The sequence below is a fragment of the Psychrobacter sp. SHUES1 genome (assembly GCF_001652315.1).
GTDB lineage: Bacteria > Pseudomonadota > Gammaproteobacteria > Pseudomonadales > Moraxellaceae > Psychrobacter > Psychrobacter faecalis.
Window position 1 is genome coordinate 15,934 of record NZ_LXWA01000014.1, and the last position, 17,192, is coordinate 33,125.

Genomic DNA, 17,192 nt, shown 5'->3' on the forward strand with positions numbered 1-17,192 from the left:
CGCTCAAAAATTAAACCTGCCCATGATACCAGTCTAAATCAATCAATAGGTAAAATTGCGTTGCAAAATACCGATTTTAAAAGCAAAAAAAACACGACCGCAATCGTGTTTTTTTATATTTACATGCCAAGCTTATGTTTAAGTGCCAAGCTTAAGTGATAAACATCAACAAATTAATGGCTACCTATTAATATTTGCTGGTCAGCATTGATTTTGGACAACTCAAGATTTTGAATAAAGCGCCCTTCAACATCGGTAATGGTAATTTGCCAATCGTCTATCACCACACTTTCCCCTTCCAAATCGCCAACATGGCCGAGTGCTTGCATGACCAAACCGCCCATGGTATCGACATCGGTATCGTCAAAGTGAGCGCCAAGCTCATCATTACAGTCTTCAATCACTGTCGATGCTTGCACGCGCCACGTGTTTGGTCTTTCAGGATCGGCGACGATATTATTGATATCACTGTCTTCATCGAAGTCATCATGCTCATCGACGATATCGCCGACAATTTCCTCGAGCAAATCTTCCATCGTTACCACACCAGCGAAGTTACCAAACTCATCGACGACAATCGCCATATGCACTTGGGTGCGCTGTAATGAGCGTAGCAAAGTATCAGAGCGTGCCGTTTCGCTGATATAAAGCGGCTGACGCACCAAGTCTCGTAAACGTTGACTGTCAATTTTATCTTCTTGATCTCGCACCATGTGTACGAGGATGGGAATCAAATCTTTTGCCAATAAAATACCGATAACGGCATCATCGTCTTGGCTATCAAAGACCGGATAGCGCGAGTGTGTGGTCTCAAGAATGATATCCATCACTTCAGCTAAGCTAGCGCTTTCGTGCAGCCCAACCACTTGCGGGCGCGGGGTCATGATTTCGCGAACTTGGGTGGCAGGCAAATCAAGCACACCTTCCAACATGTCCACGGTATCGGGTTCTAAGAACTGGCGCGAGTCTTGCACCAAACGTATCAGTTCATCACGGGTTTCGGGGGCGGTCGATAGCCAGCGTTTTAAGCCGCGCATCGACCAACTACTCGGGCTTGGAGCGTCTTCGGACATGATGATGTGATTTAACCTCTTTAGTTAATAGCAGTAATCAAAGAAAATAGTGAATAGCAATTAAAATCTTAAACCTAAATGGGGATTAAAATAGCAAATAAAACAGCGACTTTATCTTTAGACAATGGTCAAAATATTTAAATAAAGGACAAATTATCTATAAAATCCTATCATAACGATAAATGACAACTATATAAGTATAGATGAAAATAGACCAGCCTAATAAGTTTCACTTTATCGCAAGGCTTACGGACATTCAACGACAAATTCACTCAAATTGTATTGTCAGTGTGTTGTAAACTTTGCTATGGTCAAAGCCTTCATTCCTCAAAGTCAAACCTATGTCGCTACGTGCCTTTTTTTCTCGCCTGCTCTCGCCGCTCGCAAACAGCAATCGCTTAGAGCATGGGGCAGCTTATGAGCGCCAGCAAAAGCGGACTTGGCGCTATTACCTCGCGCAGCTTTTCATCGTTACTACGTTGCTCCTATCTGCTATTTGGCTGTTAATGGCAATTTGGTATCAGTTTGGCATGCGCTCACCGATTACGTGGCTTACAACCCTTGTTATAATCGGCATTTTAGCGGCGCTGGCTAAGGCCGCTTATGCAACAAAAAGGCCTTGGTCAAAAAGTCCAAAAAATCGAGGTAATCAGCCATCAAATAATTCAGCAGCGCCAGATAAAAAAGTAGCCGTTAAATGGCTCATCGGTTTATATGGAGCAGTTTGGTTTATCGGTTTGGGCTGGTTTTTTTCTATCGAGCCCAAACAAGACCGCGACTGGATGGCGGAAGTCAGCGAAAGAGTTACTTATAGCCGCGATGCCAACAACCCTGACTTAGTCACACTCACCAATGTACGAAACTTTGATTGGCGTAACGATAAAGAAGCGGCTGAACACTGGGGCACGCGCACGATTGATATGTCAAAACTCTCTGGCGTCGATGTGACCAACTCCTATTGGATGGGGCCGCTGATTGCGCATACTTTGGTCAGTTTCCGCTTTGAAGATGATAGACCGCTTGCCTTCTCGTTTGAGATTCGTAAAGAAGAAGGCGAGTCGTTTTCGGCATTGGCAGGATTTTTTAGGCGTTTTGAGCTGAGCCTGATTGCTGCTGAAGAGCGAGATATCATTTATACTCGCAGTAATGCTCGCGGTGAGCAAGTTTATCTGTTTCCGGTCAGCAATCTACAACAGCACGAGGTCAAGTCATTATTTGAGTCTTACTTAACTGCCGCCGATGAATTGAATGCCAAACCAACTTGGTACAATACGTTGATGAGCAACTGTACCAATATTATCTTTTATATGGCGCGTATTGTCAGTGGCGACCGCTTGCCATGGGATTACCGAATTTGGGTATCGGGCTGGCTACCAAACTACTTATACGACGTTGGCATGCTCGACGCTAACCCTGAAAAAGACGGTCAGCCTTGGTCAATGGACACGTGGTACGAGCGCACCCATATCAATCCAAAGGTTCGCGGCTTTGATAATTTGGCAGGAAACAGCGCTATCAATAGCCGCGAGTTCTCCAAGCAAATTCGGCAAGATATTCCTATCCCGCCACTGGCAGATTCGCAAGCAGATGCGGAAGCGAGTGCCAAATCTGCCGCGCAAGATTCTAAAGAATAGCTGAGGTTTTCAAAGAGGTGCAGCTACTCTCAAAAGCGGTATTGCGACGTTAAATCCATTGTTCATTAAGCATAAACATAGATTAAACCCTTTATAAAAAAAGTTAGGTTAAGGCTGAACCCAATTTACCACCCGCTCCTCCATCTCCTCATCTGTCATGCCAATCTCAGAAATACAGCGCCCTGCTACGCCAACATTGGCAGCGCGCATCTGCTGCTGAGTTGCCACCGCATCTCCCGTTAATAACAAATGCCAACTTGGTAAATCTTGTCCTTTATACAAGCGCTTATAAGCACAGTGCGACGGCAGCCACATCATCTGCGGCAAATTCTCCATAGTTAGCTGAATACAGTCTGGCACGTGCTCTTGGCGCGTGGCGTAATGCTTGCAATAACCAGTCGCGCAATCCATCAGCTGACAAGTGACATCGGTATATTCAACCATTTCTGCTTCATGATTATTGTCATCGCTGACATTGTCATCGTCGATATACTTGATTAGGCAACAGCTACCGCAACCATCGCATAGCGCTTCCCATTCACTATGGTTTAGCTCTGACAGCGCAAAACGTGACCAAAACTGCGGACGCAATAGATCATTAGCATCGTTTTGGCTGTGAGGAAATAAGCGCACAGCAGATTGCGTCGCTGAATCTGAATCAGTTGTTGTTTTGGAATCTAGAGCGGATGCTAATTGAGATTCAGATTGATTGAGCAAATTGAGTGTCATAAAGTCGCCGTAGCATTTTGATAAAGAGCGTTACAGTATTATAGCTGTTTTTGGCGAACTTGGGCGTTAAGGTAGGAGAAGTAAATAAAAGAATGAAGCAAAACACGAACAGTTAATACTTATAAAACAAGCATTTATAAAGTAGTTATTTATAAAACAGCCATTTATAAAACCCCCTTCATAACATAAAAAAAGGACAATAATATGTCAATTAAGACTTTTGAATTGATCAGCACTACCGAAAACAACGTTGAGCTTATCAGCTATGTGGCGCTGCCAGAATCTGCCTCAGAGGACAATCCAGTAGCAGGTATTTTGGTGGCGCCAGAATGGTGGGGCGTGGTCGATCATCCAAAGTCCGTCGTTGAGCGCTTGGCAAAAGCAGGCTATGCGGCGGTGGCGATGGACGTTTACGGTGAAGGCAAGCTGACCAGCGACGCGTCGATGGCCAATATGTGGATGAAGCAAGTGCTAGCTGATCAAGACATGCTAATGGCACGTTGCCGCTTAATACTCAATGACTTTGGTGACCAACTGGCGGTTAATCGCGATAACTTAGCGGCGATTGGTTATTGCTTTGGCGGTAAAGTGGTGCTCGATATGGCACGTGAAGGTATGCCATTAAAAGCCGTCGCAACTTTCCATGGCAACCCATCAGCAAAACAGCCAGCCGATAAAAACTTCAAAGCCAAAGTATTGGTCGCTCACGGCCGCGATGACTCGATGGTCTCAATGGAGGCAATCGAAGGCCTAAAATCTGAGCTAGATGCTGCCGATGTTGACTACACAATTGATGTCTATGACGGTGCCAAACATGGCTTTACCAATCCGCACGCCGATGAACGCGCTGCCAAAAACGATGTTGACCTTGGCTACAACGAAACCGCTGCTAAGCAAAGCTGGGACAACATGCTTGAATTTATGAAAACCAATCTTGGTGAATAATTTTAAAAATATCATCAATCAAGTTGTATAAACGCTCACTATAACGAGTGCTAATACAAAGCATAAGACGAAAAACAGGGGTCACTTTCTCAGAAAGCGACCCCTGTTTTTTGTCGTTATACACAATAACTACCATGACCAATCTTGTGCTTATGAGCAAATAACGTCATCATCACTCTATTATAAGTGGGATTGAGTGACGAGGATGTTATATCTATTGATAAATCAGCTGGGCTGGCTGGCTTTTATGGCTTTATTGATCGTGGTGCTCATACTATACGCCAGGATAAGCCAGCAAATCAGACAATTGCGTCATGATATGACAGCGCTACAAGCTGAGCTTAAACGGCAAAAACAGGGCTTAATAACAGCAAAATCTTCTCACGCCGATATAAATAGCAATCAAGAAAGTCAATTTGCAGCAACGCCCGATACCTCTTCAAACTCGCGGTCATCAATGCCGCCACCGATACCGTTAGCGGCAGTAGATTCGGTTACAGCCGCTGACGCTAATTCCACGCCGATAGAAAATATCGTGTTAACGCAAAAATCGACAAAATCGAAACCCCCTGTTACAACGATAGAGCCAGACGAGCGCTCCTTGCCTATTGTCACTTCACTGATTCACTCTATGCAAAACTGGTTTTTTGGCGGCAACTTAGTAGTACGTGTTGGGGTTTTGGTGTTGCTCGTCGGGGTGGTGTTATTGCTGCGCTTATTAAGCGACTATATCGAAATTCCGATTACCATAAAGCTTATTGGCATTGGCATCATTGGCTTAGGGCTCGCATTGCTCGGATTAAAATTAGCAAAAAATCGCTTTGCTTATGGCATCACCTTGCAAGGCGCTGGTTTAGCGATTGCTTATTTAACCACCTTTTTTGCCTATAGCGTCTATCACGTGCTGGCAAGTGTGCCGAGCTTTGTTGGACTTGGCATCTTATCGGCCATCACCATCGGCTTAGCGGTACGCCAAAACGCTTTACCGTTGGCATTGTTGGCACTTTCTGGTGGGTTTTTTGCACCGATATTGACCAGTAGCGATATCGGTAATTTAGTGTCCTTGTTTAGCTATTATTTATTATTAAACGTCACCATTGCTGTCATCGCTCATTACCGCACTTGGAAAATGCTCAACATGCTCGGCGTAATGGTCACCTTTGGACTGGTCTATTATTGGGGTATTACGGAGAATTTAAGCGCTATTATAGAGGCGCAGCGCTGGACGTTGGTATTGCTAGTGGCGCTACATGTATTACTATATTTGTTTGTCGTCATCCGCTACGCGCAGCAAATTATCGCTTATAACACCCTTAATGAAGCAAATTTTGCTCATACAGCTAACGTTGATAGTGCAGAGAATCCAAATCATTTAGATAAATTTTATTTAGGAAACCACAGCTACGTATTCCCTATTGATACTGGTTTACTATTTTCTGTACCGATACTAGCCTTTGGTTTGTTTGCAGGGCTTTTAGACGCTATTCCTAATGGGTTAACCATCACTAGTGCTATTTTCGCGGCAATTTATTTAGGCATTGGCTGGGTATTTGTGCAGCGTAGTCAGCGCTACGCCTTAATTACCGAGGGTATGCTGGCATTAGGATTTGGCTTTTTAGCCTTGGTGATTCCGCTGGCACTCGATGCAGAATGGATTGCCTTTGGCTGGTCGGTACAAGGGCTGGCACTGGTATGGTTTGGACGGCGCTCACTACGTGCATGGTCAGTATTGTTTGGGTTGTTATTGCAGCTGCTCAGTATCGCGATGCTGATGATAAATGTGGTCTTTACGATCAAAGATTATCCAACGCTGGCGTTGACGATTTCGGCGCTCAGCTATCTAGCTACGATGTTTATCTTACGCGCCAGCAACTCGCCTATTGATGACGCCAACAACCAGCTTAACGCCAATCATACGCTGACTGCCTATACTAAAACCTTGGGCATTGGTGAACTCGCTACTAAGCAATGGCTTACCAGTATCAATAGCCAAAGTATGGCGTTTAACTTGATGTGGCGCAGTCCAAATTTGGGTCGATTTTTGACCTTTACTGCAATGGTTTGGCTGCTGTATGTCTTGGTGATTGATTTTGACCAATGGCTTGACAGTTGGCGCTTAGCAACGACGGCGCTGCTAGGATTGGCCACCTTAACCAGCCTAGCTATTTATCAGGCAATCAATCACTATCATTCGTGGCGCGAGATTAGGCAGTTTAGCCATGGGTTATTACTGCTATTTTATGCCGCGCTACTGTTTCAACTACCGCAAAAATATGAATTTGATTATCAATGGACCACCTTTCATTGGCCGATATTTATCATGCTACTCATAGGCTGGTTGGTCGTTGGGCAATTGTGGTTAAAAACATGGCATAAAGAATTGGAGTTAAAAAGTTTTGATAGCGCGAGCTGGCTTGGTGCTAGCATTATCCTATTAGCAGAAGCCATGCATTATGGCTTGCCCGATTCAAAAGGCGTCATGACTATTTTAGTGCCGGTTGCCTTTATGCTGGCTGGATTATGGTGGACACAGCGTCATGCTATGGTTCAGTACAATGATAAGCAATCACACTCGCAAACAGGAGCAGCGACCTCAGCATTTGCGCCTTATTGGTTTGATTGGCATCAGGCATTATTAGACAGTGCCAAACTCTTTGTACCTATCGCACTAGGTTGGGCTCTTTTTACCAACTTTACTTACGATGGCGTGATTTGGGGCTTGCCTTATTTCCCCTTATTTAATTTATATGATGTGACGTTATGGCTGGTGGTGTTTTATGTCTTGGGCGTTTATTTACTCCGTCAGCCATATGGTAGCGGTTCGAGAAATCTATTAAAAGCCATTCCTAAAAACGATATGCTGTTAATTGTGTTAGCGCTGATTGGCCTTTGGATAGGCTCGAGTATGTTGGTCAGGACGCTGCATGCATTTATCGGCACGCCGTTATGGACTGGCAGCTCATATGGGGTTAAGGGTGGCGCTTGGAGTAGCGAGCAAGTACAGACGGGATTGACCATTTTATGGACGCTCATTGCTTTGGTCGCCACTATCATTGCCAGCCGCTATGGACAGCGAACACTATGGTTTATAGGTATTGGACTGCTGGGCGTTGTGGTGTTAAAACTGGTCTTGGTTGATTTATCCCAGACCGAGGCAATTTGGCGGGTGATTTCCTTCCTTGGCGCGGGTAGCTTAATATTAGTCATTGGTTATTTAGCGCCATTGCCACCAGCACGTGAGGATTTAACAGACGAGTTTGAATAATAGTCTGCTCTGTGCGTTACGTTAAATGAAATGTTAACGTGGTGACGCTGGTTGTGTAGTAAACTGAACACCATTAGAAAGTAGACGTTGATTGTCTTACTTTGAGCATTTTTTATAAAAGGTTAGTAAAGCAGATGGATAAGAGAGCAAGTATTCAGTGGTTCCCTGGGCATATGAACAAAGCCCGTAACGAAATCAAAGAAATCATGCCGCAGATGGACGTCGTCATTGAAGTGATTGACGCGCGTATTCCTTATAGTAGCGAAAACCCCATGGTTGCAGCATTACGCGGCGAAAAACCAGTCATCAAAATTTTAAATAAAGCCGATCTTGCTGACCCTGAATTGACCAAAGCGTGGATGGAATATCTTGAACAACAAGACGGCGTTAAAGCTATCGCTTGCGACAATAACAAAGCCGATGACGTCAAGCGTATCATTGCAATATGCAAATCCCTCGTACCCAATAAAGTCGGTACCGGTCGCCAAATCAAAGCCATGATTATGGGTATTCCAAACGTCGGTAAATCAACCTTGATTAATACCTTAGCGGGGCGCGCGGTAGCTAGAACGGGCGACGAGCCAGCGGTGACCAAGTCACAGCAGCTGATCAAGCTTGACGATGACATCATGCTCTATGACACTCCTGGCATGCTGTGGCCAAAGGTTGAAAACGAAAACTCTGGCTATCGCTTGGCGGCGACCGGCGGTATTCGTGATACGGCGTTTGACTTCGCCGATGTGGCCAGTTATACCGCTGAGTATCTCATGCAAGCCTATCCTGAACTGCTAAAAACCCGCTATAAGATTGAAGAATTACCCAAGACCGATTGGGAGTTTTTTGAAGTGGCGGGACGTAATCGCGGCTGCGTGCGCGCGGGCAATCAAGTCGATACCTACCGCATGTCTGAGATTTTGATTAACGAGTTACGTAGCGGCAAGCTTGGAAATATTACCCTCGAGACGCCAGAAATGACTGAAGCTGAAGAAATTGTGGTCGCTGAACAACGAGTCGCAGCCGAAGAGAAAAGAATCGCTAAAGAAGAAGAAAAACGTTTGCGTCGTTTAAAAACGCGGAAGAATCGTAAATAAATTGCATAAAGAATACTGGCTACTATGAATCCGTTAATACCCTCTGCTAAAACCATTCAGATTTATCTGCCAAAAGGTAATCCTCGCGGATTGCGCTTGGCAGAGATGACCACGCGTACGGTGCGTTTGATTGAGATTCCACGCATTCATATTGATGATTTTTTTGCGATGCCAGATGCCAATCAAGTTGGCTTATATTTTTTGATTGGTGACACCGACAGTATAGATAAGCCATTACTTTATATCGGGCAAACTGGCGATTTGAAAACTCGTCTCAATCAACATCATAAAAAAGACTTTTGGACGCGGGCTTTTGTCATGCTTTCAACCAATAATTCCATGACCCAAACCCATGCGCTGTATATGGAGCATAAAGCAATTGCCACTGCCCTTGACGTGGGGCGCTATGAGCTAAAAAATGGTAATAGTGGTAATAAGCCGCATACACCCGACCCATTAAAAGCTGACTGCGAAGAGTTGTTTCACACCCTTGATGTTTTGCTATCAACCTTGGGGCAACCTATTTTTGAATCTTTAGCTATTCACGATAGCCTTTATAGCAATAAGACTGATGCACATAAACTGACCACACCCACTGATGTTAAAGTTGAAAAAGCAGCTGAAATATCTCCAACTAAACCTATCCCAGTCCTGTTTTATTACAAGGTAAAAGATGGCGATGCACAAGGCTATTATGATGACGATGGCTTTGTAATATTAGCAGGCTCTTTAATTAGACAATCACAGGCAGCATCTGCGCCACCCTTTGTGACCAGATTAAAAGAGAGCTTGCTTAGTAGTGGCAAACTCATAGCGGTAAATGATACAAGCTATAAGCTCACTGAAAATCATTTATTTAAAACACCCAGTGGCGCTAGTGCATTGGTATCAGGTCGTTCGACCAACGGTTGGATTGAATGGAAAAATGCCGTAGGTCAAACTTTAGACAGCATCTATCGATAACGACTTTAATCCCAACATGCGACCCTCATATAACCCTCATACTTTTTGAATTGCTCGCCCATTGCTTATGACATCTATTACTTTTATCCATACCGAGACCAACCTCGATTCCTTCGCCCCCCGCCTCCTCGATTGGTTCGCTAAAAACGGTCGCCACGATTTACCTTGGCAACAGCACCAAACTGACACGCCCAACCCTTATATTGTTTGGCTATCAGAAGTCATGCTCCAGCAAACACAAGTGACCACGGTGCTGCCCTACTTTGCCCGTTTTATGGAATCCTTTCCCACGGTGCAAGATTTAGCCGCAGCAGAATGGGATATGGTGGCCGAGCATTGGGCGGGGCTTGGCTACTATGCGCGGGCGCGTAATCTGCATAAAGGCGCAAAGCAATTGGTTGCAGTGATTGATGAGACGGGCGACTTTCCGCAGACGCTAGCAGGCTGGGAGGCGATATTTGGCGTTGGACCGTCGACTGCTGGGGCGATTATGGCGATGGGGTTACATCGCTATGGCGTTATCTGTGACGGTAATGTCAAGCGCGTCCTCACCCGCTGGGCGGCCATCGATGGTGATATCACTAAATCTGCCACCACTAAAGAGCTGTGGGCATTGGCAGAACGTCTAACGCCTAGAGAGAACTCAGGATTATTTGCGCAAGCTATGATGGATATGGGCGCAACCTTATGCACTCGTAGCAAACCTGCTTGTCTATTGTGCCCATTACAAGAGGATTGTATTGCCCATGCGCAGGGTCGCGAAACCGATTATCCAGTCAAAGCAAAAAAGCAGCCCAAACCCAGCAAGTTTAGCAATGCGCTATTGATTAAAGATATGGACGGCAAAATACTTTGGCTACAGCGTCCCGATAACGGTATTTGGGGCGGGTTGTGGAGTTTGCCTTTGCAATTTGTTGAGAAAATTGACGGTAAAGTAAGTGGCAAAACAACTGATAAAAATTCAAAAGCCAGCGATGATAAATTATTAAAAGTTGCTAATAATAAAAAAAACTATGAAACAGAGTTTACTACTGCTGAGCAAATTATTAACGAATGGTTAGATAAGCATAATTTAGCAGCCGCGCCCATTAATAAAACCTTAATTGATGACGCGCCTATCAAACATTCATTAACCCATTTCCATTGGTATTTAACGCAGCAATCAGTCACTCTAACTAATGAGCAAGTGACTGATTTGACCACAACCTTGCAAGCAGCAGATGTTAATATTAATTGGCTAAGTGCTGAAGATGCGCAGGCAACACTTGGATTACCGCGCGCGATGGTTAAGATTTTAGAATAATAATTGAGTGCAACCAAATACAATTCATAAAAAAGCGACTCAAAATATATTCTGAGTCGCTTTTTTAATTTACAAAGCACTAAAAACTTAAAACGGAACTTAAGACTTCGGTACCCGCAAACGCATCAAGCCTTCTTGTTGTACCGTCGCGACCAAGCGACCCTCTTGCCAAAACTGACCGTGATTTAAGCCTTTGGCGTTAGATGTCGTATCACTCCACATATCATATAGCAGCCATTTATTTAAATCAAAGTCACGATGAAAATGCATCGAATGGTCGATACTGGCCGCTTGCAAGCCACTGGTCATAAAGCTAACACCGTGTGACATCAGCCCCGTACCGACCAAGTAAAAATCAGACGAAAACGCCAATAGTGCTTGCTGAATGGCCACAGGCTGCTTGCCAAGCTCACGGATACGCAGCCAGTTTGCTTGCTTGGGTTTCATCGGTTCTGGATGAATCGGATCACGCGGCTTAATCGGTTTAATCTCGACATGACGATGACGCATAAAGCGCGCTTTTAGGGCATCAGGAACCTTTCCAACATACTGCTCTTTTAAATCTTGCTCATCAAGCAAGTCTTCTGGCGGCGGATACACGGGCATATCTTCTTGATATTCCAAACCCTCTTCCATCGGTGAAAACGAAGCAATCATCGAAAATATCACTTGCTCGACAGGCGCTTTACCTCGCACTTCTTTATACTGAATTGCCGTGACTTCACGTGCTGACAGACTGCGACCATCACGCAGGCGGCGTACTTGGTAAATCACCGGCTGATTGATATCGCCACCGCGCAAAAAATAGCCGTGCAGCGAATGACAAGGTTTGTCTTTATCGAGCGTATGCGATGCGGCCATAATTGCTTGCGCCAGCACTTGCCCGCCAAAAATACGACTGCCCACATAATCGTGGCTTTTACCTTCAAAAACATCAGGGCTGACTTCGATAAGCGCGACGGTAGCCAGCAGCTCATCGATCAGTTGCGGATAATCAGACATGACGATAGGTTTCCTTATTTTGATCAATCACGCCAAGCATTGAGATATAAGCACTCAAGGGTCAAGCGTATCAATACGATACGGCTTAAGCCAATGCGGCGTTTTACTTTAAAATAATATGTATAGTAGGTTCATTTTAAAACTGTTATGGCATGACTATTATAGTTTGCGATAAACACCCACATAACGCTGAGAACGCCAAATAAATAGCCAGTAAAATGATTAGCAATCGCTCATTATAAAGCGAAAAGCCAATCATCTTAGCGAATATTAAAGATTTTGACTAGGCAGTCGCCGCCTTACGAGTCGGTTTAACGCTTTATTAGCTTAACAATAATGAGCAAGTAATTATCTAAACAAGTAGCTGTCTAAACAAGCAGCATCTAAGCTCACAAACATAAATAAAAAACGAGATGATTAGACATCTCGCTTTTTATTTGTTTTTATATTATGGCTTTACAGCGACCAACACGCGAATAGAGTCTGGCACCAGCGATAAATTGTCTAGTGCTTGCTCACCTTGGGCTTTTAGCTGCTCTAGGCGTTCAATCTCTTCTGGGCGTACGTTAGGATTAATCGTTTGCAGGTGCTTTAGGCGCTTTATCTCACGTGACCACTGCTGACTAAAACGCGCGCTTGCTTGTTCACCAATGTCTGCTAGCTGCTGACGGGCAATATCTTCGGCTTCATAATAGCGCTGCTCAATCACATCGCCACGTACTTTAATTACTTGGCGGGCGCGGTTTTTATCCAAGCGCTCAATATGCGGCATAATCATATCGCTGCTAATACGCGCGGATAAATCACTACCATGCTCACTGATAAACACACGAATATTTTGCGTCGGCAAGGTAGCAGGCAGATTAAGCAATCTTGGCGCAATCGCTTCAACGCGAAAATTCACTTCTAGCAGCACCATACCTTGTGGAACGGCGGCACTCTTTAGCATCGCAACGGTGGTATTCCCAAAAGTGCTGGTACTTGCTAGCTCATAAATCGCGCGCATCAATGGATGCTCGTGGGTGATAAATTCAATATCTTCACGCTGCAGTGCTTGCTTACGCTCAAAGGTCAAGGTCATGCCGTCTTCATCACCGAGCGGCAGACCGTCGATATAATCGCTAATTTCCGTGCTATCAATCGGCGCAATCACCCATGAACCATCACGTTGGATATTGTGATCGATATTGGCGGAAGCAAAAAAGCGCTCGATAAATTGCGGCAATAGATTGTGTTTATCAAAATTATGCATGGCATCGGCAATACGCCCAGCAACGCGCGGACGGCATGAGTTGTACTCAAGCAAGCGATCGCGACCGGCTTGTAGCTGTGCTTCTAGTCCCAAGCGCGTTTGCTGTGCTTCTTCGATAATCTCCTGCAAAGTGGTGCGGTTAGCGTCGGTATCCGCGCCTTCAAGCAGCGGTTTTAACTCTTGAATATATTGCTCTTGTACGCTTTGCGCCGTTGGAGAAATCTGATTAAACATATTGAGCGCGTCATTATACCAGCGGTACAGTCGCTCTTGCGCCGTCCCTTGTACATACGGTACGTGCAGCATAATTTGCTGTGTCTGCCCGATACGGTCTAGGCGACCGATACGCTGCTCTAAGGTATCTGGATTGGCAGGCAGATCCCACAATATCAGCTGGCTTGCAAACTGGAAGTTACGACCTTCTGAGCCAATCTCTGAGCAGAGTAATATCTGTGCGCCCTCTGAGTCGGCAAAAAACGCCGCCGCTTGGTCACGCTCAAGTAAGGTCATCTGCTCGGTAAAGATGGCGGTTTTAATACCAGCATGCAGACGTAAGACGGCTTCTAAGCTTTCGACCGTCGCCCCACTCCGCGCAATCAGCAGCACTTTTTTATGCTTAAGCTCACCCTTTAAGATATCAATCAACCACGGCACCCGCGGGTCATCTTCTAGCCAGCCACCATCGGGTTGATTTTCTTCGCCCCAAAGCTGCTCGCGCAATTTACCCTTGGTTTGGTAGCTATCGACCCATGCTGCAGGTAGCGACAATGGATACGGCTGGCTGCTACGACCATAAAAACCTTTGACACTCTCACGAGTATTACGGAATAAAATACGTCCCGTACCATGACGGTCAAGGAGTTCATTAAGCGCATAAGTACGCAGTTTTTCGTCGTCATTAATGTTTGCTAATTCATCGATACTAATAGAAAGCAGATGACTCAACGCCGCTATTTGACCGTCGCTTAACGGTTTATCTTCGATTAAAACACTGGCAACAGCGGCGGTTTCAGCAAAGGCTTCTTGGCTATCGATAAACTCATCAAGGTCATCAAAGCGGTCGGGGTCTAATAAACGCAGACGGGCAAAGTGACTTTGGGCACCAAGCTGCTCTGGCGTTGCGGTCAACAACATGACGCCCGGTGTTTCTTCGGCAAAGTCGGCAATGAGGTCATATTTATCATTGCCGACTTGTGCTTCATCCCAATGCAGGTGATGCGCTTCATCGACGACCAATAAATCAAAGCCCGCTTCCATCGCTTGATCGTACAAATCTGGATGGTCAAGCAATAAGTCCATGCCGGCAATGATACATTGCTCAGTCGTAAAGACGTTTTGCTCAGGGTCGTGTTCTTTAATCGCAGCGGTACGTACCAAATCAAACAAGGCAAAGTTTAGGTTAAAACGGCGACGCAGCTCGATCATCCACTGATACTGCAAACTGTCTGGTACAAGAATTAGGACGCGCTCAGCTTTGCCAGTCAGTAGCTGCTGATGAATAATCAGACCTGCTTCAATAGTCTTACCCAAGCCAACTTCGTCAGCAAGCAAGACACGCGGGGCGATACGTTTACCGACTTCATGGGCAATATACAGCTGATGCTCGATGATATCGACACGTGCGCCCATCAAGCCTTTGAGCGGATGACCCGCTAGCGCTGATTGCATACGCAAGATATCTTGACGCAGCTCATACCAATCCCCGCGCTCAATACGACCAGCCAGCAAACGCTCAAGCGGCTTAGCCAGCGTGATATTAGCCGCCAAACGGGTTTCCATAATGCCTTTTTCATGCTCATCAACACTGTATTTGAGCACGCCCATCACTTCTTCAACAGCTGTCACCGTAAAGGTATTACCGGCTTGGTCAGAAATGCTATCGCCTTCTTTGAACACCACGCGCGATAACGGCGCAGAATTTTTGGCGTAGACGCGCGTCTCTTCACTTTGCGGAAATAGGATATGCACACAGCGGTCATCGACGTCGATGACCACACCCAAGCCAAGCTCAGACTCCGTATCAGATAAATAACGTTGACCAACGGCAAATTCGGTGCTGTGCAATGAAGCGATAGAGATAGTCATAAGGCGATGTCTTTTGTACTCAGATGATAAGAAAATAGATAATTAATGAATCAAGCCACAATCACACAAGGATTTAGTCAATTAATAGCTCAAACTCATTAATAAATTGCTGGTCATTGAAGCTATCAGCAACGCCCAACTTGTCAGCTAGGTCGATGGATAAAACAGACCATTATATAACGTTAGCGCCTAGATGAGTGCGTTAACTTGACTTTTCAAGAGCAGTTTTTGGCAAGATTATTGCAATTGTTTGGCAAGAATATTGCAATACTGCGCTTAAGTAACTTTTTAGAAATCCATATATAACGACTCACAAGTAAAGAAAAAGGCTCGCTACTATGCCCTAAACATTGTTATCATAAAATTGTTTCTATATTGTTAATATATGCAATTTAACATTTCTTATTGTTATTGAAGCTATGTTAACCATTACCCCCTTTTAGATTTTCCCAATGATATAAAAAAGTTATTCAAAAAATTTAACTATCAAGTCTTAAAACACAAAATTTCGGCAACCTCCTACTTAATACTGTCCTTTTTAAGACCGTTAAGTAAGCCAAATAGTGTTTTTCATAGTCGTTTAAGTTATGAATTAACCGTAAATACTTTAATACTAGTTATATATCTAGATGTTTAACTAAGTGATAATCTTAAAAACTTTGCCCCAATACTCAAATCCCATTTTCGTAAGGCTTACGTATCACCACATCATCGATTGCTCACAGCAAATAGCATCAGTAGTCTGTATAGACAGTCTGCTTTGAGGTCACGTTTATCCAAGGACAATCCCCTCATGAGTGCCTCCAAAAAAGTTGGCTTTTTTAACCAAGTCAGTACCCAAGTGACGACCATTCTATTTATGGCTTTTGTGGTCGTACTAGCCGTTGTTGTGTATGTTGTTGATAAAGAAGGTCATGAAAAAATTCGCCTTGAATCGGCAAAACTGGTCGCTGAGCGTGGTAATACCGCGGTCAATAGTATCTCAGCCGATATCAATCGCGTGATGCGCAGTGCCCTGTTATTGCAGCAAAGCGCGCAGACTTTGCCGCCACAAGAAGCGATTTTGCAAGCCAGTACCGCCAATGCTTTTGATAAGCGCGATTATAACTTATTAGGTAGTGGCGGCATTTGGCCAGAAAAAGGCGCACTGGGCGCCAATACCGCCACCCATCCATTTTTGATGGTGCGTCAAAACGGCGATTATCAAGCGGTACTCAGCGACCCAAACCCTGCCAATCCTTATTATCAAGAAGACTGGTTTAGCGTTTTGAAATTGCTCAAACCTGAAAGCTGTATTTGGAACCATGTCCGCGCCAGCCAAACCAAAGGCGAGCTGGCGATGAGTTGCGGTGTCGCCATCGAGCGTGACAACCAGTTCTGGGGTGCCAGTACCGTCAACTTTACCCTCAACCAGCTGCAAGAAAACATCGTTAAGCTCAGCGAAAGCTCAGGCTCAGGTTATATTTTACTGCTCGATAACAGTGACAAAGTTATCGCTTCATCTAATCCTGAGCGCTTAAGCTATATCGACGAAGCCACCGGCACACCGCTCGATATCAAGCAAGTTATCAACGCTGACCCTGCTTGGAATCCGGTACTAAACTTCTTGGAGATGCAGCGTAAAGAGACTATCGAGCGCGTTGCCGCTAGCGTATCGCCGCAAGTCCAGCAGGTATTGACCACGCTTGATAAAGCCGAAACCGGTACGTCAAAAGGCTATTATCTCGTCAACTACGCCGCTTATCTAAACAACGGTGAAAATAAGCAAAACGCGATGGATAGCCGCTTATTGCAGAGCTTTGAGTTGGAAAAAGACAGCTACTATAACGGCAGCCAAGCGTAAGTATTTG

11 protein-coding genes are annotated in these 17,192 nt (G+C 44.9%); 7 read left to right on the forward strand and 4 right to left on the reverse strand.

Going from position 1 to position 17,192, the window contains the following annotated elements:
- Positions 1 to 173: 173 nt before the first annotated feature.
- A complete protein-coding gene (locus A7325_RS00475; RefSeq protein WP_068403676.1) occupies positions 174 to 1,073 on the reverse strand; it encodes an HlyC/CorC family transporter in 900 nt (299 codons plus the stop codon).
- Positions 1,074 to 1,414: 341 nt separating this feature from the next.
- On the opposite strand from A7325_RS00475, the gene A7325_RS00480 reads away from it, so the two are divergent.
- A complete protein-coding gene (locus A7325_RS00480) occupies positions 1,415 to 2,707 on the forward strand; it encodes a DUF4105 domain-containing protein (RefSeq protein WP_068403678.1) in 1,293 nt (430 codons plus the stop codon).
- Positions 2,708 to 2,815: 108 nt separating this feature from the next.
- Here the strand turns inward: A7325_RS00480 and A7325_RS00485 are convergent, their stop codons facing one another.
- Positions 2,816 to 3,436 (reverse strand): YcgN family cysteine cluster protein, encoded by a 621-nt coding sequence (locus A7325_RS00485; protein ID WP_068403680.1) that lies wholly within the window; start codon positions 3,434 to 3,436, stop codon positions 2,816 to 2,818.
- A 204-nt stretch (positions 3,437 to 3,640) separates the two neighbouring features.
- Between A7325_RS00485 and A7325_RS00490 the strand changes: the two genes are divergently transcribed.
- The 5 genes from A7325_RS00490 (at position 3,641) to mutY (ending at position 11,003) form a co-directional block, all read left to right on the forward strand.
- On the forward strand, positions 3,641 to 4,381 hold the full coding sequence (locus tag A7325_RS00490) for a dienelactone hydrolase family protein (protein WP_068403682.1): 741 nt from the start codon (positions 3,641 to 3,643) through the stop codon (positions 4,379 to 4,381).
- 247 nt (positions 4,382 to 4,628) lie between these two features.
- Positions 4,629 to 7,646 (forward strand): DUF2339 domain-containing protein, encoded by a 3,018-nt coding sequence (locus A7325_RS00495; RefSeq protein WP_227514904.1) that lies wholly within the window; start codon positions 4,629 to 4,631, stop codon positions 7,644 to 7,646.
- 134 nt (positions 7,647 to 7,780) lie between these two features.
- Positions 7,781 to 8,737 (forward strand): ribosome biogenesis GTPase YlqF, encoded by a 957-nt coding sequence (gene ylqF / locus A7325_RS00500; RefSeq protein ID WP_068403686.1) that lies wholly within the window; start codon positions 7,781 to 7,783, stop codon positions 8,735 to 8,737.
- Between the two features lie 24 nt (positions 8,738 to 8,761).
- A complete protein-coding gene (locus tag A7325_RS00505) occupies positions 8,762 to 9,700 on the forward strand; it encodes a GIY-YIG nuclease family protein (protein ID WP_068403688.1) in 939 nt (312 codons plus the stop codon).
- Between the two features lie 67 nt (positions 9,701 to 9,767).
- Positions 9,768 to 11,003: an A/G-specific adenine glycosylase gene (mutY, locus tag A7325_RS00510; protein ID WP_068403690.1), complete on the forward strand. Its 1,236-nt coding sequence runs from the start codon at positions 9,768 to 9,770 to the stop codon at positions 11,001 to 11,003.
- 99 nt (positions 11,004 to 11,102) lie between these two features.
- Here mutY and A7325_RS00515 read toward each other — a convergent pair whose 3' ends face one another.
- Positions 11,103 to 12,005 carry an acyl-CoA thioesterase gene (locus tag A7325_RS00515; RefSeq protein ID WP_068403692.1) on the reverse strand — a complete coding sequence of 301 codons (903 nt, stop codon included), beginning with the start codon at positions 12,003 to 12,005 and terminating at the stop codon, positions 11,103 to 11,105.
- Positions 12,006 to 12,453: 448 nt separating this feature from the next.
- Positions 12,454 to 15,342: an RNA polymerase-associated protein RapA gene (rapA, locus tag A7325_RS00520; protein ID WP_068403694.1), complete on the reverse strand. Its 2,889-nt coding sequence runs from the start codon at positions 15,340 to 15,342 to the stop codon at positions 12,454 to 12,456.
- Between the two features lie 793 nt (positions 15,343 to 16,135).
- Here rapA and A7325_RS13890 point away from each other — a divergent pair.
- Positions 16,136 to 17,185 carry a cache domain-containing protein gene (locus A7325_RS13890; RefSeq protein ID WP_227514905.1) on the forward strand — a complete coding sequence of 350 codons (1,050 nt, stop codon included), beginning with the start codon at positions 16,136 to 16,138 and terminating at the stop codon, positions 17,183 to 17,185.
- Positions 17,186 to 17,192 lie beyond the last annotated feature (7 nt).

Bases quoted from the DNA above. Each gene is read 5' to 3' on its own strand.
- A7325_RS00475 (WP_068403676.1), bottom strand. From the start codon at position 1,073: ATGTCCGAAGACGCTCCAAGCCCGAGTAGTTGGTCGATGCGCGGCTTA.
- A7325_RS00480 (WP_068403678.1), top strand. From the start codon at position 1,415: ATGTCGCTACGTGCCTTTTTTTCTCGCCTGCTCTCGCCGCTCGCAAAC.
- A7325_RS00485 (WP_068403680.1), bottom strand. From the start codon at position 3,436: ATGACACTCAATTTGCTCAATCAATCTGAATCTCAATTAGCATCCGCT.
- A7325_RS00490 (WP_068403682.1), top strand. From the start codon at position 3,641: ATGTCAATTAAGACTTTTGAATTGATCAGCACTACCGAAAACAACGTT.
- A7325_RS00495 (WP_227514904.1), top strand. From the start codon at position 4,629: ATGGCTTTATTGATCGTGGTGCTCATACTATACGCCAGGATAAGCCAG.
- ylqF (WP_068403686.1), top strand. From the start codon at position 7,781: ATGGATAAGAGAGCAAGTATTCAGTGGTTCCCTGGGCATATGAACAAA.
- A7325_RS00505 (WP_068403688.1), top strand. From the start codon at position 8,762: ATGAATCCGTTAATACCCTCTGCTAAAACCATTCAGATTTATCTGCCA.
- mutY (WP_068403690.1), top strand. From the start codon at position 9,768: ATGACATCTATTACTTTTATCCATACCGAGACCAACCTCGATTCCTTC.
- A7325_RS00515 (WP_068403692.1), bottom strand. From the start codon at position 12,005: ATGTCTGATTATCCGCAACTGATCGATGAGCTGCTGGCTACCGTCGCG.
- rapA (WP_068403694.1), bottom strand. From the start codon at position 15,342: ATGACTATCTCTATCGCTTCATTGCACAGCACCGAATTTGCCGTTGGT.
- A7325_RS13890 (WP_227514905.1), top strand. From the start codon at position 16,136: ATGAGTGCCTCCAAAAAAGTTGGCTTTTTTAACCAAGTCAGTACCCAA.